The organism is Trichocoleus sp. FACHB-591, from assembly GCF_014695845.1.
GTDB lineage: Bacteria > Cyanobacteriota > Cyanobacteriia > FACHB-46 > FACHB-46 > Trichocoleus.
Window position 1 is genome coordinate 149078 of record NZ_JACJPA010000094.1, and the last position, 20710, is coordinate 169787.

Annotated in this window: 17 protein-coding genes and 1 tRNA gene; 11 read left to right on the forward strand and 7 right to left on the reverse strand. The window is 49.9% G+C overall.

The window, feature by feature from the left end:
- The first annotated feature begins 164 nt into the window (after positions 1-164).
- From H6F90_RS17735 to H6F90_RS17745, 3 genes are read left to right on the forward strand one after another with little or no spacing between them, the layout of a single operon-like run.
- Positions 165-1340 (forward strand): Re/Si-specific NAD(P)(+) transhydrogenase subunit alpha, encoded by a 1176-nt coding sequence (locus tag H6F90_RS17735; RefSeq protein WP_190553644.1) that lies wholly within the window; start codon positions 165-167, stop codon positions 1338-1340.
- A 4-nt stretch (positions 1341-1344) separates the two neighbouring features.
- The gene (locus tag H6F90_RS17740; RefSeq protein ID WP_190433308.1) at positions 1345-1638 is read left to right on the forward strand and encodes an NAD(P) transhydrogenase subunit alpha; all 294 of its coding nucleotides are present in this window, start codon (positions 1345-1347) and stop codon (positions 1636-1638) included.
- Complete coding sequence (locus tag H6F90_RS17745; protein ID WP_190553645.1) at positions 1635-3035, forward strand: NAD(P)(+) transhydrogenase (Re/Si-specific) subunit beta; 1401 nt, start codon at positions 1635-1637, stop codon at positions 3033-3035. The genes H6F90_RS17740 and H6F90_RS17745 overlap by 4 nt, the downstream gene beginning before the upstream one ends.
- A gap of 65 nt (positions 3036-3100) precedes the next feature.
- Here the strand turns inward: H6F90_RS17745 and H6F90_RS17750 are convergent, their stop codons facing one another.
- Positions 3101-4516, reverse strand: coding sequence for a glycoside hydrolase 100 family protein (locus H6F90_RS17750; protein WP_199295992.1), 1416 nt, complete (start codon positions 4514-4516; stop codon positions 3101-3103).
- Between the two features lie 374 nt (positions 4517-4890).
- Here H6F90_RS17750 and H6F90_RS17755 point away from each other — a divergent pair, with 374 nt between their 5' ends.
- Both H6F90_RS17755 and H6F90_RS17760 read left to right on the forward strand, forming a co-directional pair.
- Positions 4891-7500: a type II CAAX prenyl endopeptidase Rce1 family protein gene (locus H6F90_RS17755; protein WP_190553646.1), complete on the forward strand. Its 2610-nt coding sequence runs from the start codon at positions 4891-4893 to the stop codon at positions 7498-7500.
- 216 nt (positions 7501-7716) lie between these two features.
- Complete coding sequence (locus H6F90_RS17760) at positions 7717-9471, forward strand: GUN4 domain-containing protein (RefSeq protein ID WP_190553647.1); 1755 nt, start codon at positions 7717-7719, stop codon at positions 9469-9471.
- 104 nt (positions 9472-9575) lie between these two features.
- Here the strand turns inward: H6F90_RS17760 and H6F90_RS17765 are convergent.
- Positions 9576-9657: transfer RNA gene (locus tag H6F90_RS17765), tRNA-Leu, on the reverse strand.
- A gap of 267 nt (positions 9658-9924) precedes the next feature.
- Between H6F90_RS17765 and H6F90_RS17770 the strand changes: the two genes are divergently transcribed.
- The 3 genes from H6F90_RS17770 (at position 9925) to H6F90_RS17780 (ending at position 14841) form a co-directional block, all read left to right on the forward strand.
- Entirely contained in the window at positions 9925-10446 is a 522-nt protein-coding gene (locus tag H6F90_RS17770; RefSeq protein ID WP_190433314.1) for a DUF2062 domain-containing protein, read from the forward strand.
- 472 nt (positions 10447-10918) lie between these two features.
- Complete coding sequence (locus H6F90_RS17775; RefSeq protein WP_190553648.1) at positions 10919-13099, forward strand: BamA/TamA family outer membrane protein; 2181 nt, start codon at positions 10919-10921, stop codon at positions 13097-13099.
- 44 nt (positions 13100-13143) lie between these two features.
- The gene (locus tag H6F90_RS17780; RefSeq protein WP_190553649.1) at positions 13144-14841 is read left to right on the forward strand and encodes a serine/threonine-protein kinase; all 1698 of its coding nucleotides are present in this window, start codon (positions 13144-13146) and stop codon (positions 14839-14841) included.
- Between the two features lie 46 nt (positions 14842-14887).
- On the opposite strand, the gene H6F90_RS17785 is transcribed toward H6F90_RS17780, so the two are convergent.
- The 4 genes from H6F90_RS17785 to H6F90_RS17800 all read right to left on the reverse strand — a co-directional run bounded on the left by H6F90_RS17785 (position 14888) and on the right by H6F90_RS17800 (position 17373).
- Positions 14888-15157, reverse strand: a complete 270-nt coding sequence (locus tag H6F90_RS17785) for a type II toxin-antitoxin system HicB family antitoxin (RefSeq protein WP_242024516.1) — start codon at positions 15155-15157, stop codon at positions 14888-14890.
- 79 nt (positions 15158-15236) lie between these two features.
- Positions 15237-15725: a hypothetical protein gene (locus tag H6F90_RS17790; RefSeq protein ID WP_190553650.1), complete on the reverse strand. Its 489-nt coding sequence runs from the start codon at positions 15723-15725 to the stop codon at positions 15237-15239.
- Between the two features lie 111 nt (positions 15726-15836).
- Positions 15837-16394 (reverse strand): G/U mismatch-specific DNA glycosylase, encoded by a 558-nt coding sequence (gene mug / locus H6F90_RS17795; RefSeq protein WP_190553651.1) that lies wholly within the window; start codon positions 16392-16394, stop codon positions 15837-15839.
- An 88-nt stretch (positions 16395-16482) separates the two neighbouring features.
- Positions 16483-17373: a tRNA (5-methylaminomethyl-2-thiouridine)(34)-methyltransferase MnmD gene (locus H6F90_RS17800; RefSeq protein ID WP_190553652.1), complete on the reverse strand. Its 891-nt coding sequence runs from the start codon at positions 17371-17373 to the stop codon at positions 16483-16485.
- Between the two features lie 156 nt (positions 17374-17529).
- Here H6F90_RS17800 and H6F90_RS17805 point away from each other — a divergent pair, with 156 nt between their 5' ends.
- From H6F90_RS17805 to H6F90_RS17810, 3 genes are all read left to right on the forward strand, one after another.
- The gene (locus H6F90_RS17805) at positions 17530-18474 is read left to right on the forward strand and encodes a class I SAM-dependent methyltransferase (protein WP_190553653.1); all 945 of its coding nucleotides are present in this window, start codon (positions 17530-17532) and stop codon (positions 18472-18474) included.
- A gap of 67 nt (positions 18475-18541) precedes the next feature.
- Positions 18542-18730: a hypothetical protein gene (locus tag H6F90_RS30395; RefSeq protein WP_206756190.1), complete on the forward strand. Its 189-nt coding sequence runs from the start codon at positions 18542-18544 to the stop codon at positions 18728-18730.
- Positions 18702-19553, forward strand: a complete 852-nt coding sequence (locus H6F90_RS17810) for a PrsW family glutamic-type intramembrane protease (RefSeq protein WP_206756191.1) — start codon at positions 18702-18704, stop codon at positions 19551-19553. The genes H6F90_RS30395 and H6F90_RS17810 overlap by 29 nt, the downstream gene beginning before the upstream one ends.
- Before the next feature lie 52 nt (positions 19554-19605).
- Here the strand turns inward: H6F90_RS17810 and H6F90_RS17815 are convergent, their stop codons facing one another.
- Positions 19606-20472 carry a 6-carboxytetrahydropterin synthase gene (locus H6F90_RS17815; protein WP_190553655.1) on the reverse strand — a complete coding sequence of 289 codons (867 nt, stop codon included), beginning with the start codon at positions 20470-20472 and terminating at the stop codon, positions 19606-19608.
- Positions 20473-20710 lie beyond the last annotated feature (238 nt).

Sequence of the window (20710 nt, forward strand, 5' to 3'; positions counted from 1 at the left end):
ATGAACTGATGGGTAGGAGTTTTTACTGCTTGAGTTTCACAATTACCTTTTAATAAATCGAGGCTCAGCTCAGGGCTGAAGCCAGGTAGCAGTCGAAATTTCACGACATTAATTGCCACTTCAAAGAGTGACGAGTCATTGATATTGATTACGAAGGAGAGTTCATGAAAATAGCAGTTGCTAAAGAAAGTGAAGTCGGTGAGCGTCGGGTTGCCCTAATCCCAGATACGGTGGCTCGTTTAGTGAAGCAGGGAATAGAAGTCTTGGTAGAAGCGGGTGCTGGGGAACGAGCTTGTTTCTCGGATGCTACCTACGAAGCCGCCGGAGCCAAAATTGTGAGCGATACAGCGACTCTCTGGGGAGAAGCTGACGTGCTGCTGAAAGTGTCGCCCCTTCAAGAGCGAGGAGATGGGCAGCATGAAGTCGATTTGCTGCACGAAGGCCAAGTGGTAATTGGTTTCCTCGATCCCTTAGGCACTCCAACTTTGGCTCAGCGTTTGGCAGAGCGCAAGATTACTGCTTTCAGTATGGAGATGATTCCACGCACCACGCGAGCGCAAAGTATGGATGCTTTGTCGTCTCAAGCCAGCGTTGCGGGTTATAAAGCTGTGCTAATTGCTGCGGCAGCAATGCCTAAATACTTCCCGATGTTGACGACAGCAGCAGGAACGATTCCACCTGCCAAAGTATTCATCATGGGGGCTGGGGTGGCGGGTCTGCAAGCGATCGCCACTGCTCGCCGCCTCGGTGCTGTAGTAGAAGCATTCGACATTCGTCCTGCGGTTAAGGAAGAAGTGCAAAGCTTGGGCGCGAAATTTATCGAGGTGCCAATCGAAGAAGATACCGTGGCAGCAGGTGGATATGCCAAGGAAATTTCTGAGGCCGCTAAACAGCGATCGCGCGAAGTGGTAGCTGAGCATGTCAAGACCGCTGATGCTGTGATCACCACGGCTCAAGTTCCTGGCAGAAAAGCACCTCTGCTTGTCACCGAAGAAATGGTAGCTCAAATGAAACCAGGCTCAGTGATCGTAGATTTAGCAGCGGAGCAAGGCGGCAACTGTGCCTGTACCAAGCCAGGAAAGGATGTACTGGTCAATGGTGTGACTGTAATTGGCCCCATTAACCTGCCTTCCTCGGTGCCCATCCATGCTAGCCAAATGTACGCCAAGAACGTTTTGACCTTGGTGCAGTATTTGGTGAAAGATCAGGCACTGAATCTGAACTTTGCTGATGACATTATTGATGCGGCTTGCATTACCCATGCGGGAGAAATCCGCAACCAACGGATTAAAGATGCCTTGGCCGCAAACAACGAACAAGTAATGGAAAGGAGCCACTAAAGCAATGGCAGCAGGATTAATTGCAGGACTCGTCGTTTTTGTCCTTGCCTCTTTTATCGGGGTGGAAGTGATCAATAAAGTGCCACCCACACTTCACACACCACTGATGTCTGGCTCCAATGCCATCTCAGGTATTGCTGTGATTGGTGCCTTGCTAGTAGCTGGCCCCAGAGACTCCAATCTCAGCGTCATTTTGGGCTTGATTGCCATCGTTCTCGCAACCATCAACGTCGTCGGTGGCTTTCTAGTTACAGACCGGATGCTGCAAATGTTTAAGAAAAAAGAGGTGAAGGCATGAGCATCTTTGGTCCTACTGGTATTGAACTAAGCTACTTAATTGCCTCTTCTCTATTCATTATTGGTCTGAAGCGTTTAGGCTCACCTGCTACGGCTCGGCAAGGCAACACGATCGCGGCGGTTGGGATGTTAATCGCTGTCGTCGTTACCTTGCTTGATCGCAATGTGCTCAACTACGAAATGATTTTGTTGGGCATTGCTGCTGGCTCTGTGATTGGGGCGATCGCGGCCCAAAGAGTCGCCATGACTGAAATGCCTCAGATGGTGGGTCTGCTCAACGGGTTGGGTGGTGCGGCCTCGGCTCTAGTTGCGGTAGCTGAGTTTTGGCGGCTACTAGGCACCGCCGCCGCAGTGCCATTGGAAGCCACAATCACCACGATTTTAGGGGTACTAATTGGCGGGGTGACGCTCACAGGCAGTTTGGTCGCTTTCGCCAAGTTGCAAGGCATTATGCCTGGTGCCCCAATTACTTTCCAGTTGCAACAGCCTTTTAACCTTTCTCTCTTGCTGATCTTTTTGACTGGCAGTGCCTACCTAATAGTTGAACCTCACAACGTTCCTATTTTTCTAGGATTAGTTGGCATTTCCTTACTCTTGGGTGTTCTATTCGTAATCCCAATTGGTGGAGCAGATACGCCAGTCGTGATTTCGCTACTGAACTCTTACTCTGGCTTGGCGGCGAGTGCAGCAGGGTTCATCCTAGGCAACAACATGCTGATCATCGCGGGTGCCTTAGTCGGTGCTTCCGGAATCATCCTGACGCAGATCATGTGTAAGGCGATGAACCGATCGATCACCAATGTGTTGTTTAGCGCTTTTGGCAGTGGTGCCGCTGCAACAGCAACCGAAGGGGCTCAGGGTGACAAGGTAGTTCACTCCATCGACCCAGAAGAAGGCGCGATGATGCTGGGCTATGCTCGCTCGGTGGTAATTGTGCCAGGATACGGCATGGCAGTCGCCCAAGCTCAACACTCGGTCCGAGAATTGGCTGACCAGCTGGAGAGACTGAATGTGAGCGTGAAATACGCCATCCATCCAGTAGCAGGTCGGATGCCTGGTCACATGAACGTATTGCTAGCAGAAGCGAATGTGCCTTACCCCCAGCTCTGCGACATGGAAGACATTAACCCAGACCTCGATCGCACAGATGTAGCACTGGTGATTGGGGCCAATGATGTGGTGAATCCAGCCGCACGGGACAATGCTAGCAGCCCAATCTATGGCATGCCGATTCTAGAAGTAGACAAGGCACTACACACCATCGTGATCAAGCGGGGCATGAGCGCAGGCTTCGCAGGAGTTGACAACGATTTGTTCTACAAGGACAAAACGATGATGATGTTTGGCGGTGCCAAAGAAGTGGTAGACAAGTTGGTTTCGGAAGTGAAGCAACTCTAGGTCAAAGACTTTAAACAGCCAAAAAGAGGGGTTCTGAATTCAGGCCCCTCTTTTTTATGACATTTTTAGATGATTCCCAAGTCCTCAAAGCAAATGAGGGAGAGGTTGCTGGGTTTCTGAATTAGCTCTTTGGCTAGTAAATAACCCGCGATCGTCCAGGTTTGGTATCGTCTGGCTTCCTTGCCCACTAGGCGTCCGTTTTTGCCGTCATAGTATTCGGGCCACTCATCTTCAACCAAGCGACGCTCAGCAATTTTGAGGGCTTGCTTACCAATTTCTGGCCGACCTGCTTTCTGGGCTGCTGCTGCCAGCATCCAAAGTAAAACGGGCCAACTGCCACCGTTGTGATAAGACCAAGGCCGATTCTTGGGGTCACAACCAGTCAGAATTTTCCAACCTTGGTCCTCCAGCGCCGGGTAACAAAGTTTCATTGGCATATCACCCACTAGGTCTTCCCAGCGAGACTCAATCAGTTGCAAAATTCCTTGAGACTGCTCCTTACTCGACAGGCTAGACAACACAGCCATCAGGTTGCCCACGGCAAAGAAACGACAGTCAATTTGGGATGGCCCTAAGTTACCTGCCAAGTAGCCGCCTTCTGGAGGTAGCCACTCAGTAAGTTGATAAAACGGAATGGAATCAGAGTAGATATTGAACTGGTTGAGGGCTTGCTCGCCGTATTCTTCCACTTTGTAGCGGTAGATGACGTTGAGACGGTGGGTATCGAGCCAGTAGTTTTCGCGGATGTGCTTCGTGACTGGCTCTAAGCGAGAATTGACAGCATCGACGAAATAGCGATTGTGCTTGGTGGGCAGCAACAACTCTTGAGCAGAACGTAACGCGGCGTAAAACAGCGATTGAATTTCTAGCGGGTGACCATAAAGCCCCATCCGACGGTCAATCATGCAAGCGCCGTCCGGAACCAACAGGGTGGGGTACATATCGAACCGCGCCACCAGGCAAAGCTCGACAATCAGCCGAATCCCTTGCTGGAAGTCATCCCGGTTGACTAATTCTTCGTCGTGGGTGGCTTTGAAGTAAGCCCGGAGCAAAATTAGCCACCAGAGGCAGGAGTCAACGGGTGCAACTCTCGCGATCGCATGTTCCCCAAAATCTGCCTTGAGCCGTTCGTGCCCGTGAGACGACTCAACCTTGAAGCTAGCTGGCATCAAGCCACGGCCTGGCTTGGAGCAGTCAAACTGGCGTTTCTTAGGTTGCAGCTTGAGGGTTTCTTCTAGGAAGTTGCGAACAATGTCGGTTCTGCCTCTGATCAGGAAGACGAGGGCGGAAGAAACAAAGTCACGAATAAAGCACTGGTCGTAGTTAAGGGCTGTTAATTCTGGATCGCGGGCCGCTACTGTACCGACAGGACGGTCTTGATAATAAATAATGGATTGTTCTAGGGCTTCCCATGCCTGTTTTTCGAGTACTGACTTGGCCACTTGGGGTGCTGCTTGTTGGTCTAAAGTTGCTTTGCTCAATGTTCCATCCCTCACCTATTGCTTTGTCTACATCTCTATAAAACTTATGAATAGCGCTATGACTCAGCTGATGGAGCCGAGTTGCGTGTAATTCTACGAGTTATCTCGGTTGAAGTGCTGTTTCAACTTAGCGCAACTCAAAACCCTGCGCTTCTAACCTAGGAAAGCGATCGCATCAGTAGGGCTATGGCATTGAGCAGAATTTTGTGAGTTGTGGCAGGAAAACGCCTTAGCTGATTCTTTAAACAATCAGCATGGGCGATGAAATTTAGCGGTGAATGGTCGGAAGATGGGAACAATGCTTGAACTAAAGTGCTTTCCCAAGTGCTTTCCCAGGAGCCACTACCAAAGCACAACATTATGGCTGCAACAAAATGGCTCTACGAAGCATCAAACAAAAGTTATGCCAGAGCGGGAAATACCGTTTAGGTGTTTCTGTTTTGTTGGCAGCATTGGCCGCGATCGCCTGCTTGTTACTTGTGCCTAAACCCAAGCCAGCGATCCAGGCAACTGACTACGCCATTCACTCACAGTTAAGCTTCAATCAACCCCAGTTTTATCCTCTGAGCCAAAAACTGCCAACCGATCTCTATCAACCCGTGGGAGAGTGGGTGGGTCGGCTGATCTTACCCAGTCCAGGCTTGTCTGACCCAAAGCTGCCAGATACTCAGCAGTTGCAAGTTGATCAAGCAAATAATGCTTCAGTTTCAGATTGGGTTTGGCTAGAAGTGCAACACGCACCCAGTGAGGCGCAAAGCTTAGTTGGGAAAGTTGTCCGGTTGGAATGGAGTCCCCAGCTAGAAGTCCAAGCTTATGTGCGAGCCGTCACGCAGAATGTCAGCTTTACGGCTAGGACTGAGACCAGTAAACAGCAAGGCAATATTCATCCCGATCGCCTTAATGGTCATAAAGATGTAGGGCCGTTGCAGTCTTTGGCTGGAGCTAGACCCAATGATGATGTCATCGTCACGCTCAAGGATGCCACCGTACGTCAAGCAAACACCTCTCCCAGTATTCTCCAGATTAGTCAAGAACCTGTTTTAGCCACAGGACGCTTGTACGGGTTGGTGAAAATTTTAGGCGTAGATGACCAGGCAGCTAAGCAAGTAGCACCCAGCCTCTGCCAAAAATCACCCACCTGCGATCGCGAGTTTTTTCGCGTCCAACATTACAATTCAGTTTCTAAAAAATTTGATGGTGTCTTAGAAACCATTCGCATCCCACAACAACTTGCTGGACGTAGCGGCATTGCGCCCTCAACTCCCCGCCACATCGAAACTTCCCCGGCGGGAAAAGCAGGCTGGTACATTTATGGAGCTAAAAGTGCTGAGGGAGTTTTTGTGGTGCAAGCGATTCAGCCGCGATCGCTGGTACAGTTGCAGTCCGATCGAGTCGTCTTAGGTCATCCAGCAGGACTCACTTACATCAACCAGCAAAACTGGCAGAAGGTGGAAACGCAGAAAGGCACTGTTCGGAAAGTTTTAGTTAAACCTGGCTCAACCGTCACGAAGGCTAAAGCAAGACCTTTCAAGTGGAAGCTAGGCGATCGCGCGATCGTTTTACATACCTTCGGCGGTATTGGTGGCAGAAAAGCAGAAGCAGCCTTGGGTTATACCGTCACGGGCCACTTTTCCTATGGGCTAGCTGAAGTAGTTCGTGAGCCGCTAACCCAAGAGTTACAGTTTGATGTCCAGTATCAGCAGGTTTACGCCCACAATCCCGATGCCATTATTTCGGGCACCACAACCTGGCCTAATTACATGGGGAACTTACAGTGGGGCTGGTTGGGAACTCGGCCTGTTTCAGATGTCCTGGTGAAATTTGACCCAGTGCTACGCGACTATGACTTTGGTGGCATCACGCTCTCGCCGCTACGAGAATTTCAGCAACAGTTACAGGTAATGATGGCGCGGTATCGAGTGGGAGATGGGACAGGGAGCGCTACCGTAACGCCTGCAACCTCTTGTGTGCAAGACTCTAACCAAGCTCTCTATGCCACAATTCTGCACATCAAGCAGCAAGTCAGCTCCACACCAGCAATTCAAAGTTGGCTAGCCGCCCATCCTAAGGATGAGCAAACCCTACGGTTTCAGCAGCTCGTATCCTTAGCCAAGGATCTTGAACAGCGGCTGATTCCACTCGGAATTTTGCGATCGGACTGGCAGCAAAACGCAACCGTTTTAGCGGGCACCAATTCTCAACCAGACTTTACGAGTAGCCGCGACCCGTTAGCAGGGTTGACCAGTTGGCGGACTATGATTCCCCGGCAAGCCCAAGATGAATTGGCTAACCTATTTTTACAGCATGGAGCACAGCTCTGGTTTCTCCGCACGAATCAAGTCGGCGGCTGGAACCCAGATATCGTCCCCGTTGCGCCTACTGCCTTGTTAGGCCAGTTGACCGTTCCAGTCGCGAAAGCTCCGATCGCTTCTATTTTGCTCAATCGGGTTTTGAGTGCTCTGAATCCTTCTGATCTACGAGGCTGGCTGATTACAGTAGGGCTGCTGTTCCTTTATGGAGCGATCGCTTTACCTCTAGGCTTTGCCTCTGGTTTTTTACAAGTCAACCTTTGGTCTGCGAATTGGCTCAGCTATTGTTTGCTGGCATTCAGAGCATTACTCACGCCAGCGCTATTAGAGGAATTAGGCTTTCGAGTGTTGCTACTGCCACATCCCACGGTGGGAGTAGCCTGGTATATCTGGGCTGGATGGGCAGCGTTGAGTTTGCTATTGTTCATCCTCTACCACCCGCTAAACGCCAAAACTCTGTATAAGGCTGGCGCAACTACCTTTCTAGACCCTATTTTTCTCACTTTGACAGGCTTGTTGGGGCTGACTTGTACAGCAGTCTATGCCATCACAGGGTCTTTATGGGCGATCGCTTTTGTCCACTGGGTAGTTGTGGTGGTTTGGCTAATCGGGTTAGGTGGACATCAGAAACTTAGCCTAGCTCCGTCACATAGCTCAAAATCCTCCGAACTCTAATCTAGAGAAGCGATCGCATCCATAAAATTACGGCATTGAGCGAAATTTTTCACTCTGCGGCTGATGGGGCAACAGCTTCTGCACATTTCTGAAGCTGTGGTCTGGCTGATACTCGTTTAGTCCGTGGTGCTGAGATTCCTGACGGTGAGCGCTGGAGCGCATTGACCAACTCAAAGTTAGAGTAGTGAAATTATAAATGGCAATAGCGTCATAGGTATGGCAAAAATCGCGCTGCTGATTGGGATTACCGACTATCAAGAGGGGCTAGAATCACCTGACACTCAAGCGGACATGCAAGAGATGCAGCGTGTTTTGCAAAAGCCTGAAGTCGGTGATTTTGATGTCGTGGAGTTGCTACTGAACCCTGACGCGACGCAAATGCAACTAGCGATCGAAAAACTGTTTCAAAACCGCAGTTCAGATGACTTAATCTTGCTCTACTTTTCTGGGCATGTAGTTAAAGATGACAACGGTACGCTTTACCTTGCCACCTTCTATACCCAGAAACCTCAAAAAGGACGAGTTTTTACGACTAGCACAGAGGTTCCTGCGAGCTTTATCCAAAACTGCATGAACAGTAGCTTCTCTAAACAGCAAGTACTAATTTTAGATTGTTGCTTTAGTAGTGCTTTTTGCAACGATAAGAAAGCGAAGCAGGCAGATGAAGCGGTTGATATTAAAGCACAGCTAGGGGGCGAAGGTCGCGCAGTGCTAACTTCCTCTGCTGCAATCCAATTTTCTTACGAAAAAGAAGAATCGGGCATTTATACTCGCTATTTGATAGAAGGATTGGAGACTGGAGCCGCTGATCGCAACGGTACTAAAGCCGCCGATCGCAACGGTGACGGCAAAATTTTTGTAGATGAGTTGCATGAATATGCCACAAAGAGGGTACAGGCCTCAGCACCCGCTATCCAACCAGAAATCTATGCGAGCGAGGGCGACAAAATCCTGCTAGCTCGGTCACCGAAAGGAGATGCAAAGCTAATCTACCGAAAAAACTTACAAGCCTCTATCGAATCGAAAAATGGTAAATTCCTACAATACGAGAGCTTTTGGTTGAAATATCCTCCCGGCACCAGGGTCGGGATGTCTTCTAACAAACAGATTTGCCAGGAAGTTTGGCAACCCTATGAAGCATTCTGGGCCAAGATGCAAGTGGTTGAGCAAGCCCTGATAGAAATGCTGGAATACGACCCGCAGATAAGTACTGCCAGTTTGGATGATCTGCATTATCTCCAACGGGTCTTGAAGCTACGAGATGAGGATGTGCAATTGATACTTGATGCTTATGGTAGCGGTTGCAGCTCGCCCCCACTAACAACTCCTACTGCTCAATCTTCTACCTTGCCGAAAGTAGTCGTAACGCCCTCACCTCAAAATCTAGAAGACGACCTCAGCTCTGAAATAGGAATCGATTACACAAGATTGCGAGATCTGTTAAAAGCAGGGGACTGGAGTGGAGCAGACTTAGCAACTTACCTAATCATGACTAGAGCAATGAGTGAAAAAGTTTTTGATTTGGATCTAGCAGCTACCCATCTCCGGATTGGTGCAATCAGTGAAGAAGATTTGCCTTTGAATTTACGTGACTTATGGTACTTGGAACCGTTAAGCTTTCCTTGCGCTGACCTCAAGACGATTGATCGCCTCTGGACAAAGTACAGCAACGGTAGATTTGGCTTTAGTGTGCAGAAGAAAATCTATTTAGAATGGGGTGGCAAACCGTATTGCAGCCTCTATTCAGATGATGAAGTCTGGTGGCATCAGTTTTGCGATCGCGTCGGCTGGCGTAAAAATAATGAGTGGGTCGAATACTACTATTTTTGTTTCGATAGCGCAAAAGCCCCAACTGGTCACCTCCCGATTTTGTTTAATAGTAGGCCATCTGACTGTGGTACTTTTGAGCTTAGACGTTTGAATCTGAGTTTCGATGCTCTTGTATTGAGACTTTTACAGTGTAGGCTATAAGGCTCTCTGGGTTTTCAACTGGCTACCCTTGTACCCTGCCCCAAATGCAAAACCCCCACATTTTTTTGAAATGCAGGGGCGATCGCTTTTGATTTAATTTTTAATGCGGATGAAAGGACTTGAACCTTCACTCCGTGAGGAACTAGAACCTAAATCTAGCGCGTCTGCCAATTCCGCCACATCCGCCTGTTATCTGGCTTAACTATGATAGCAGAGGTAAACGAAAATCAACTACTGGCAGCGAATAAATATTGAAATTGGAGCTGGAAGTTAGGTGCGATTGCCTAAATTTCAGTACTCTAGGGCGGGGGATCGGCTTTCCACCTGGAGAAGGAGCCAAGAGGAACCAAATTTTCATAACTTAAAATAGAGAGGACAATCTCTAAAGTAGATACGGAATATTGATCTACTCCCGTGTAATTTTTGTTTAGGGACGTAGGAACACATTAAGTCATGAAGCAGTGGCAACGGGGGCTCCGTTATCTTTACCTGAGGTTCGTCCGGTTGCAAGCGACACCTGAGCAGATCTCGCGGGGATTCGCCTTGGGGATTTTTTGGGGGATGTTTCCGCTACCCGGATTGCAAATGGCGATCGCAGTTGTGAGCGCAGCCGTTGTTCGTGGCAGTAAATTGGCAGCGGCGGCAGGAACTTGGTTCAGCAACCCTCTGACGACTCTACCGTTAACTGCATTTAACTTTCATGTGGGACAGTCGGTGTTAGGGCGAGAGTGGGAAGATTTGCCAACGGAAAATTTGCGATCTCTCGATAGCTTTCTTGCCTTAGGCACGGACTTTATTACTGGCTACTTGATGGGCTGTTTGATTGTCGGGCTGGCCTTTGCAGTAGTTAGCTATTTCGTGGGTATTCCAGTCGTTGATGCAATTCAGCGGCGCAATGCGGCTCGCCGATTAAAGCGACGAAAGGCGCGTTTCTATAAGCCTTTGAAGTATCGCGATCGCTCCCAGTTGCACTAACAGTTAGTCACCAGAACGTAGGTTGATGTGGTAGCCAGATTAAGTCAGCCGTAGTAATAACTGAGCGGCGATCACAGCAGCCTGGAACTTGATGAGTTGGGTTGCAGTCAAAGTTAACAAAGCAGCCAACGTAACCCAGATATTATGCGGTGACGTTGACGGCTACAACTCCTGCTCGCTCAGGTTACTAGACAACATTTGCCATTCAAACTTAATTTTGTGGTGTGAAGGTTTAGCTCCTTGCTAAATCACAGGACTTGTTTGAGTTTTTCAACAGTTCATGAAGCAATTAATGTATTTCTGCAACCTTATACAAACTGACAGGTTGCCTTTAAAGGTTAAAGCAAAGAGCAAGGCAAAATAGAGGGCAGTGTTGACGCTGAACCCGATTCATTACAAGCAAATGTTGTAGGCATGGCGAGAAAGCCTTTTGTGACGAATTAAACCCAGATTGACAAACGAAGTGACTGTTATGCGTGTCCCAACTCTTGCACTTTGTACCCTAGCTGCTGTGGCAGGCTGGGATTTAACTCACCAAGCGAGTGCTGGTCAGGCACCGAAAGCCGTCGTCCCACAGCCTACAGCGAATAATTTTGTCGTCCCTGCCGAAACCACTGCACCCACGCCAGTCGAAGCGATCGCCCCGCCAGAAACCTTGGTGGCTCAGCAGTTTTCAGAAAGCACAACCCAGCCGAGCGACAGCGCCCAGTACTACCAGCAATATCAACCTGCTGTCGTAGTGCCAACGGCACCCGTTGAATCTCAGACTCGACCTGCTCGCTTCCCTGCGCCAACCACAACTGCGCCAACTGCTACAACCACGGCTCGCCCCAACGCGATCGCCCCATCTCCGCAAGTCACTGCCACACCCAGCCGTACGACTACGCCACCCAAAACCAATAACGCCAATGGGAATTTGGTGGTGACTGCGACCGATGTAAAAATCGTAGGGGCCAACGAAGAACTGCAACAAGTAGTACGCAACGTGATTCGCACCCGCCCAGGCGGCACCACGAGCCAAAGTCAGTTGCAAGACGATGTCAGCCGTATTTTGAATAGTGGGCTATTTGCCAATGCCAATGTTAGTAGCCGCAGCAATGCCACAGGCTTAGATGTCACTTACCAAGTCACGCCAGTGGTGGTGCGATCGCTGCAATTGACTGGGGCGAAGGTACTCACTCCTGCGATCGCTCAAGAATTGTTTGCGACTCAGCTCGGCAATCAAATTAGCCCTGCCGCGCTCGATCAGGGGGGGCGCAACATTAACGATTGGTACAAGCAAAATGGCTACTCCTTGGCGCGGGTTGTTGCCATTGAACCCAGCCAAAACGGCGTTGTTACCGTAGAAGTGGCTGAAGGAACGGTTGGTAAAATCAACTTCCTCTTCGTGAATAACAAAGGAGAAACTGTCGATGAGGAAGGCAAAACGATTCAGGGTAGAACTCAAGAGTCGTTCCTGAGACGAGAAATTCAGTTGCAGCCAGGGCAAACCTTCCGAGAAGACGTAGTTCGCCAAGATTTACAACGACTCTACCAATTGGGCTTGTTTGACAACGCCGAAATCACATTAAACGGTGATTCGCGGCAGGTAGATGTCACCTACAACCTTACCGAGCGTCCACCGAGAGCGGTGAATGTGGGAGCTGGCTACAGCGAAGATAGCGGCATTTATGGCACCGTCAACTACCAAGACCAAAATATTGGTGGCGTAGGCCAAAGCGTCGGCGGCAATGTGCTGGTAGGTCGTCGGGATGTGCAGTTTGATGTCAACTTCAAGAGCCCTTACCGAGTCAGTCAACCCGACAAGATTGGCTATCAAGTCGATGCCTTCCGCAAACGGGGTCTCTCCTCCACCTTCAACGAGGACATCGGCCTACCCAACGGCGACAAAGTTCGCGAAGGCAAATTTGGGGGTGGTGTCACACTCCAAAGACCGCTAGGAGATTGGCAAGGTTCAGTGGGACTAAACTACACCCGCACCAGCATTCGCGATAGCGATGGTAAGATTTCGCCAGTGGATGAGTTGGGTAATCCTCTATCCTTTAGTGGCACTGGCATTGATGACCTAACGACGGTTTCGTTTGGGGCCACGCGCGATCGCCGGAATAACCCAGTCAACCCCACCGATGGTTCGGTGCTAACACTCAGCACCGCCCAATCAATTCCTGTGGGACAGGGCAATATTCTCTCGAATCGTCTGCAAGCGAACTACACGCAATACGTCCCCACTCGCATCATTAACTCCAGCAAGAAAGAGCCAGAAGTATTTGCCTTCAACTTGCAAGGGGGAACCACAATTGGTGATTTACCTCCCTACAGCGCTTTTAACTTAGGTGGTCCGAATACAGTGCGAGGTTACGGCCAAGGGGAAGTTGCCACAGGACGCAGCTATGTCTTGGCCTCAGCGGAATACCGCATTCCAATTCTGACCTCGCCTGTGAGTGGAGTCGTGTTTGCTGACTTCGCCTCCGACTTAGGCTCTGGCAACACGGTTCCTGGCGATCCAGGGGCAGTGCGGGAGAAACCAGGTACTGGATTTGGCTATGGTGTGGGCGTGCGAGTCAAATCACCTCTGGGCATTATCCGGGCTGATTACGGCATCAACGACCAAGGTGACGATCGCCTACAGTTCGGTCTGGGTCAGCGTTTCTAAGCTAGAGTGAACGAGAAGGCGCGATTGGCGGTTAGCTGCTGGACATGGACACACTTCTCGGAAAAACCTTACAGGGTGGCAAATATACCCTAGAACAAGAACTAGGGCGGGGTGGCTTTGGCATTACGTTCAAGGCCATCCATCGCTATTTGGGGCAACCTGTGGTGATCAAAACCCTGAATGAATCGATGCGCCAGCAACCAAACTATGCCGAGTTTGAGCTTAAGTTTCAAGATGAAGCGCGGCGATTGGCGTTATGTGTGCATCCCAATATTGTGCGGTTGAGCGACTTTTTTATTGAAGATGACCGCTCTTATATGGTGATGGACTACATCCCAGGCCCCACTCTAGAAGCGGTGGTGTTTCCAGATCGTCCGTTGCCAGAAGCGATCGCTGTGCATTACATGCGGCAGATTAGCGAAGCGCTGAAAGTAGTGCATCGCAATGGCATGCTGCACCGAGACATTAAGCCGCAAAACATTATTTTGCGCCAAAACACTCAAGAAGTGGTGCTGATTGATTTTGGCATTGCGCGGGAGTTTACTCCTGGGGTCACCCAGACCCACACCAGCATGATTTCGTCGGGTTATGCGCCGATTGAGCAATATGTTTCCAACGAAAAGCGCACTCCAGCTACGGATGTTTATGGTTTAGCAGCCACTCTGTACGCTTTGCTGACGGCGCAAATTCCAGTCGCTTCCATTTTGCGCGATCGCCAACAAATGCCTGCACCGCGAGATGTACGGCCCGAACTCAGCCCAGCAGTAAACCAGGCCGTGATGCGCGGGATGGCAGTGGAAGTGCGCTATCGCCCCGCCACGGTCGATGAGTGGTTAGCAATGCTTCCAGAAGCGGCACCTGCAACTCCTGTCGCTCCTGTAGGGGCAACCCAGACGGTAGCTACGGTGGCAGTCGCTCCCCGAAATCGTGAGGCAACACCTCAAGCAACACCAGTGGGCAATGCTACGAATGCTGTAATTCCTGCTACACGCACTGGTGCGCCTTTACCTCTGCTCCTGGGAGGCGTAGCGATCGCGACTGTAGCTGCCGTAGCTCTAGGAACTGTGGTGTTGAAGTCCCGCCAACCCGCCACAGAAACCACGGTGACTTCGAGTGTATCCCCTAGCCCAGAGGTTACACCCACGCCTACTCCTGCCCTCTCTCCTTCACCTAGCATCACGCCTGCTGAGCCTCCGCCGCCAGAACCCTCACCCACCGTTACTCCTACTCCAGTCATAGAGCCTTCTCCACCGATCAGTTTTGAGGAACCATCGGACCAACCCGATGAGCAACCAACAAAAAACGAGGCGGGCGATCGCAGTTCCACGATTCCAACCAACCAACCTGTACGCGGAATTCCCACGGGCACGTCAAAAAGTGAAGTGGAACAATTATTAGGCGCACCCGCTAGCCTAAAAGCAGGCTATTGGCCTAACACCCGCTCGGCTTTGTATGACTTGGGCAATGGCGTGAACTTGGGCTATATCTACGATCGCGACTCCAACCAGGTGCGGCAAACGGAAGCGTCTTTTCCGCCATCGGCTGATCCGTTGGTGATGCGGACAGCGCTGAATGGGATGTTGAGTGGCAGCTCTAGCGAGGAGATTGAAGCAGCATTACGGCAAGTGCGCGATCGCCAAACTAACCAATATTCATTCGAGCGCAATGGCGTGAAGGGTGTCATCCAGCGAGATGATCGCGATCGGATTTACATCGGGGTGTGGGATGCGGATTTGCATTAGGTAGCACCCTGCTTTCGGCCAAGCTCAACTTTCTTCAACCAACAATTTATGCAAATAGCAATCGGCCTTTAGGTTCTGGAATGGGTCGCCCTAATTCCTGCGCGGTTTCAATCCATTCTTGAATCAAGATTTCGACATTTTGCACAACTTCCTGGTAGGTTTCGCCATCTGCTGTACAACCGGGTAACTCTGACACTTCGGCAATGAAGGCTTGATCAACTTCACTCCAATAAATAATCAGTTCGTACTTAATCTTCATCTTGGCCTCCGAGTTGACTAGCAGGATTTTGACCAGTAGTTTATCTCGCTGACTCATTTAATCCCTGGCGGTCGCTTTATTAGCAGTACATTCTTCAACAGTCCGCTCCTAACCAATGGTCAAACTGCAAGCCTTGCTAGCTGTTGAACTTGTACTTGTTGAGTTGCTCTATTGCCTCACCTCTGAAGTGTAAAACTCCAAAAGCATCCAAAACTCCAAATCCCTGCTCTTTCACTTGGTAGGAAATAGGCTGACCACTCACGACTAAACGTGCCCAATGCTCGCAATTCCAACCCTGAACTCCATACTTCCACTTTCTGTGAAAGGCGGGGATAGATGAGGTTAAATCTTTAAATATTTCAGCCTTGGGCAAATACGGAACTTGAATTCCATCTTTAAACTCGGGACCAAGCTCATGTATTACAAGAGAACCTTGATGATAAAGCTGCAATGCTTCACTAGGTCCCCAAGAAATTGCTGAAGTGTCCGATAGTGCCACACTGTAGTGCCAAACACCATCGAATCGCTGTACTAAGGTTCCTGAGCGTATTGATAAAGGATTCCAACATTGCTTTAGTTCCTTGACAAGCTCACTATCTATCAATATTTCTTTGTGTAGACTCATGTAAGGCTATATTTATAACTTGTTGATGAGTGAGATGTCTGTACTTACTAACAGGTGACTTAGTGGGGTGTCCAGGAGGTAACTCTCCATATATCTTCTCAAACGTTGACATTAAATATTTTCAATTGTCATAAGCAGCTCTCGAAAGACGATCGCTAAGTCTTTTAGTTGATAATGAGCATTCAAACCGCTGGGATTCGGTAGTACCCAAATAATCGCGCCATGTAATGTTTCTTCTTGTCGTCCTACTACAGCCTTGGGTTTGCTGAAGGCAGTTCGATAAGCACCAATTCCCAAAATTGCTAAGCAACGGGGGTGATATTGTTCTATCTTGGCTGCTAGATTTTGACCGCCAATCAATAGTTCTTGCTTGGATAACTCATCGGCTGTAGCAGTGGCGCGATCGACGACATTGGTGATGCCATAGCCGAGTTTGAGCAGGTCACGGTCTTCAGCAGGATGGAACAGGCGATCGGTGAAACCTGCTTGATGCAAAGTCGGCCAAAAGCGATTGCCAGGACGCGCAAAGTGATGACCCACCACAGCGCTGTAGAGGCTGGGATTGATGCCACAAAACAGCACCTTGAGATCAGGGGCGATGACATCAATCATCGTTTCGCCGATCGCCGCTCGGATTTCTTCCTTAGTTGGTTTACGCAGGGATGCCATTTATTTCCAATACCCTAACAACGGTAGGGGCGAAGCATTTGTAGCAATAGTTGGAAGGAGCAAGGAATCGGGTGCAAATGCTTCGCCCCTACTTGATGCCCCAACGTCGTCGCCAACTGGAAGTAGATTCTCGTTGAGATTGTGATTGTTCGTCTTTTTGGCGCTGCAAAATCGTTTCCGCGCGATCGCTCAAATCGGGGTTACGGAAAGGAATGGCGGCTCTCGTTTGTAGATGTTCTTGCTCCATCTGCGAGAGGGGATACAGCGTTTCAGGATTAAAACTGCCCACGGTGCCTTGAGACCATTCATGCGACTCGTAAACTTCTCCCTCACTAAGGGGAATGGTGCCAATAGATAAGCCTGCTGCTTGCATGGCCGATCGCACTGAAGCCGATCGCGAGTAGGTAGCCAACTTTCCGGTAGGAGCCAAACAATTTACGACCTGCGTAAAGAACTCTACCGTCCATAACTGCGGGCAGCGACGGGGAGAAAAAGGGTCAAAGAAAATTGCATTGGCTTGAAACTGAGCGGTAGCCAGGGATTGGATGGTTTGGCGAGCGTCTCCAATCAAAAGTTTGGCTTGTAGGCGATCGCTTTTATATTCATGTTCCTGCGCTAACTCAATCAAAATCGTTTGGACAGTGGGCGACCAAGACTCGATCAAAGGAGGGGCGATCGCGGCTTGGGGGACAGTAGCATCGAGCTCCAGCCCATAGACTTCTACCTGGCAGTCTGGGTTGGCTGTCCAGATGGTTTCTAGAGCGGCAGCGGTGTTGTAGCCCAGGCCATAACAGACATCGAGGAGCCGCGCTTGACCTTGCTGAGCTTTCTCCACCAAATCGGTCGCTTTGGCGAATTTGAGGAATGCTTCTGCTTTCGCACCTTGGCTGCTGTGAAACGTCTCGTTAAATTCCTCAGAAAAGAAGGTGAATGAGCCATCGTCAGTGAGTTGAGGCATCCAGATAGCAGCGTCGGGCATGAGTTCCGTAGAAACAAGACAAGCAACTCTTCAATTGTGCCTTGCGCGATCGCCACCTATCCCTACCCGTCTATTGAAGTTCTTAAAGCTGCGCTTCCTCAGGCGGGGAGTTTGCGATAATTGAGCTTGTTGAAAGCTGTGTTTTGACATCACTCTATGACTGCGACTGCCGCCAAGACTGCTCCCCGCTTAGCTTCTCGCTTGGTGAATGGAGTACTTTCGATCAAACCGCTCGCCAAGCTAGCCAAGAACCGAGCGCGCAACATGATGATCAAACGGGCTGAAACCATTGGGGTTTATTGGCCGAAGGAAGTGAAAGCACTCAAGGCACGGGGTAGCACTGCCGAGTTTTCACCCGAGTGGGAAGCAGAGCTGGCGCAAGTTCAGAACCCTAACCTGGCTTATCCTGACTATTATTTGACCTCATTCCATGCCTACGAAGAAGGCAATATGGGTTGGGAGCCTGCGACGGAAGTTGAGGTGGCAGCCCACGCGGTTCATGCGCGGATTTGGCCCGAAGCAGGAGCGCAGGGAGATGCCATGCTGCGCCAGAGTTACCACAATGCCGTGAAATCGCAGATTCTCGCAGAACCGAAGGATATTTTGGACTTGGGATGCAGCGTCGGCATGAGCACGTTTGCGCTACAAGAAACCTATCCACAAGCCAGGGTAACGGGTCTAGAACTGTCTCCCTACTTCTTGACGGTGGCTCGCTACAAAGCCCAGAAACGCCAACTCCAGATCAACTGGGTTCATGCTAAAGCCGAAGAGACAGGCTTACCCACTGCCTCATTCGATTTGGTTTCGGCTTGCCTGGTATTCCACGAACTACCCCAAAGTGCTGCGATCGCCATCTTCCAAGAAGTGAGACGAATACTTCGTCCCGGTGGTCATTTCACCATCATGGACATGAACCCCAAGTCCGAAATCTATGCCAAGATGCCGCCCTATATCTTGACGCTACTCAAAAGCACAGAGCCTTATCTCGATCAATACTTCGCTTTAGATATTGAAAAGGCAATGGTCGAAGCGGGCTTCCATCCGCCCACTATCACCGCCAACAGTCCCCGCCACCGCACGATCGTCGCCCAAGCCAAATAACCCTAGTGGGCTGTAAGGGCGAAGCATTCTCGCAACTCATGAACGGTTTTATTTAAGGCTATTGAGAATGCTTCGTCCTTACCTAGTGTATGAACACTTACACATTAGTCTTTTGGGCGATCGCACCTCCGCTCTTAGCCCTGGTTTACTACTGTCGCCAAATACGCCCAGTTCCCGTCCCACCTCAACTATTGCTTGGGTTCCTGCTTGGAGGGCTAGTTGGCCTTATGGCTCTGGGCCTGGAGTGGGGTTTTGAATTTTTGGCTCAAAGCATTTTGCCTTGGCAGCAAATCACGCGATCGCTCCTCGGTGCAGGTTTACGACAACTGTTGGAAATTGGCCCCATTGAAGAAGGCAGCAAACTCGCAGGAGTGCTCTTACTTTTGGTTGGCCTGCGCAAGTGGCAACCGCGATCGCCCTCAAGCAGCACCATCCTGCTATACACCATTACTGTCGCTTTAGGATTCACTGCCGAAGAAAATCTGTTTTATCTCTTCAATGGCGTCGCGTCTATTTTCGATCGCACAATCGGTGTTGCTGTCCACGCTTGGTTTTCTGCACCTTGGGGTTATGTACTAGGTTTAACGCTCAATCGCAGACACACGTTAGGTCTCTTTTTTAAGCGAGATTGGGCAGAGTTGCTAATTGCTTGGTTAAACGCAGTCGCTTGTCATGCTCTCGTCAATACCCTTTCTATAGCTTGGCGCTACGATCCACCGATTCAGCTCTTGAGCTACAGCCTCTTTCCGTTTTTCCTTTGGATGGCGTGGCGACTGAATAATTTGCTGAGGCGATCGCAAAACCAACCTCTACCGACGCTAATCTCTGGAACTACGCGACCAGAACGTTACTGGCAGAGTGGTCTAGTTCTGTTTGCGCTGCTGCTAGGAGGCAACGCGATTTTTGGCTGGTTTTTATTGGGTCGAAGCGTCAGCAGTGTCAGTTGGGCACAACTAATCGCCACACCAGATTTACTCCAGTTTGCCCTCAGCCGTTTTGCGCTCAACTTAATTCCAGCAGCGATCGCCTGGTTTATTTACCGCTATCTCAGGCGTAGAGGCGATCGCCCTCAACCTTGATTCTCACTTTCTCCCCCTCTTTCGTAGGGAAGGGGCCAGGGGTTAGGTCGTCTTAAGCTAGGGCTGCTTCGCGTTGTTGACCCGCTGCCTGATTGAAATCAGCTTCAGTGCAAAAGACTTCGCAGGAGTTGTTGGGGCTTTCGATCAACTTGATTTTGTGCAACTGTGCGCCAATCTCGCGGATGGGTTGTTGGAGCAAGTCGCGAATGTGCACCGCAATATTTTCAGCCGTAGGCACGACTTCAGCAAAGTAGGGAATGTCTTTGTTCAGAAACGTGTGGTCGAAGGGTTCCACCACATAATCATCCACCGCTTTTTGGAAGGCTACTAAATCAGCGATCATGCCTGTGCGGGGGTCCAGCTCACCTTTGATCGTGACTTCTAAGTGATAGTTGTGGCCGTGACCGTTGACACGCGCACATTTTCCGTAAATCTCAGAGTTCTGCTCTAAGGTGAGGTGAGGCAGAGCGAGGCGGTGAGCGGCGCTGAAGTGAGTGCTGATGGTGAGGTAAGCTTCCATTCCGTTTCCTTTGTAGTCGGCCCAGAGTTCAGGATGTTCAAGCAGTTGAATATTGGTGATCGGCAGGTGAGGCGCAAGACGCTGCCAAATTATCCGCGCAATATTTTCGGTAGTGGGTAAGGTTTGCTGAAATTCTGGCAAAGCATCGTTGAGGTATGAGAAGTTGAGATAATGGGTCACTTCTCGCTTAATCACATGCTTTACGTCCGACAGATTCAGCACCATGCCGTACTCATCGAGTTCACCTGCCATCGAGACATAAAAGACATAGTTATGTCCATGTCCAGGGGCGCGGGCGCAGAGACCAAACTGCTCTGTGTTTTCCGCTTCGCTGAGTTCAGGCAGCCAGTAACGATGGCTTGCTGAGAACTCAGCTCGACGATTGATAATGCATTTCATGGGCGCAGGGGAGGGAGATGGTGTGTTAAGTTCCGTAAACCAGCCTCCTTTCAGAATAAACCAATTTTCTTAGGATTTCGGGTATTTACGGCTTCTGGAACAGCTTTACTGCTCTAAGATTCCCTTTAAAAGAGATAAAAACGATCGCTACAATCTCCTGTCCAATCAGTCAGTTTTCTGAGAGATTAAAGGGGCGATCGCATATACTCCCTCCCCCACAACTAAACTAGTGTGAACT

Bases quoted from the DNA above. Each gene is read 5' to 3' on its own strand.
- H6F90_RS17735 (WP_190553644.1), top strand. From the start codon at position 165: ATGAAAATAGCAGTTGCTAAAGAAAGTGAAGTCGGTGAGCGTCGGGTT.
- H6F90_RS17740 (WP_190433308.1), top strand. From the start codon at position 1,345: ATGGCAGCAGGATTAATTGCAGGACTCGTCGTTTTTGTCCTTGCCTCT.
- H6F90_RS17745 (WP_190553645.1), top strand. From the start codon at position 1,635: ATGAGCATCTTTGGTCCTACTGGTATTGAACTAAGCTACTTAATTGCC.
- H6F90_RS17755 (WP_190553646.1), top strand. From the start codon at position 4,891: ATGGCTCTACGAAGCATCAAACAAAAGTTATGCCAGAGCGGGAAATAC.
- H6F90_RS17760 (WP_190553647.1), top strand. From the start codon at position 7,717: ATGGCAAAAATCGCGCTGCTGATTGGGATTACCGACTATCAAGAGGGG.
- H6F90_RS17770 (WP_190433314.1), top strand. From the start codon at position 9,925: ATGAAGCAGTGGCAACGGGGGCTCCGTTATCTTTACCTGAGGTTCGTC.
- H6F90_RS17775 (WP_190553648.1), top strand. From the start codon at position 10,919: ATGCGTGTCCCAACTCTTGCACTTTGTACCCTAGCTGCTGTGGCAGGC.
- H6F90_RS17780 (WP_190553649.1), top strand. From the start codon at position 13,144: ATGGACACACTTCTCGGAAAAACCTTACAGGGTGGCAAATATACCCTA.
- H6F90_RS17785 (WP_242024516.1), bottom strand. From the start codon at position 15,157: ATGAGTCAGCGAGATAAACTACTGGTCAAAATCCTGCTAGTCAACTCG.
- H6F90_RS17790 (WP_190553650.1), bottom strand. From the start codon at position 15,725: ATGAGTCTACACAAAGAAATATTGATAGATAGTGAGCTTGTCAAGGAA.
- mug (WP_190553651.1), bottom strand. From the start codon at position 16,394: ATGGCATCCCTGCGTAAACCAACTAAGGAAGAAATCCGAGCGGCGATC.
- H6F90_RS17800 (WP_190553652.1), bottom strand. From the start codon at position 17,373: ATGCCCGACGCTGCTATCTGGATGCCTCAACTCACTGACGATGGCTCA.
- H6F90_RS17805 (WP_190553653.1), top strand. From the start codon at position 17,530: ATGACTGCGACTGCCGCCAAGACTGCTCCCCGCTTAGCTTCTCGCTTG.
- H6F90_RS30395 (WP_206756190.1), top strand. From the start codon at position 18,542: ATGCTTCGTCCTTACCTAGTGTATGAACACTTACACATTAGTCTTTTG.
- H6F90_RS17810 (WP_206756191.1), top strand. From the start codon at position 18,702: ATGGCTCTGGGCCTGGAGTGGGGTTTTGAATTTTTGGCTCAAAGCATT.
- H6F90_RS17815 (WP_190553655.1), bottom strand. From the start codon at position 20,472: ATGAAATGCATTATCAATCGTCGAGCTGAGTTCTCAGCAAGCCATCGT.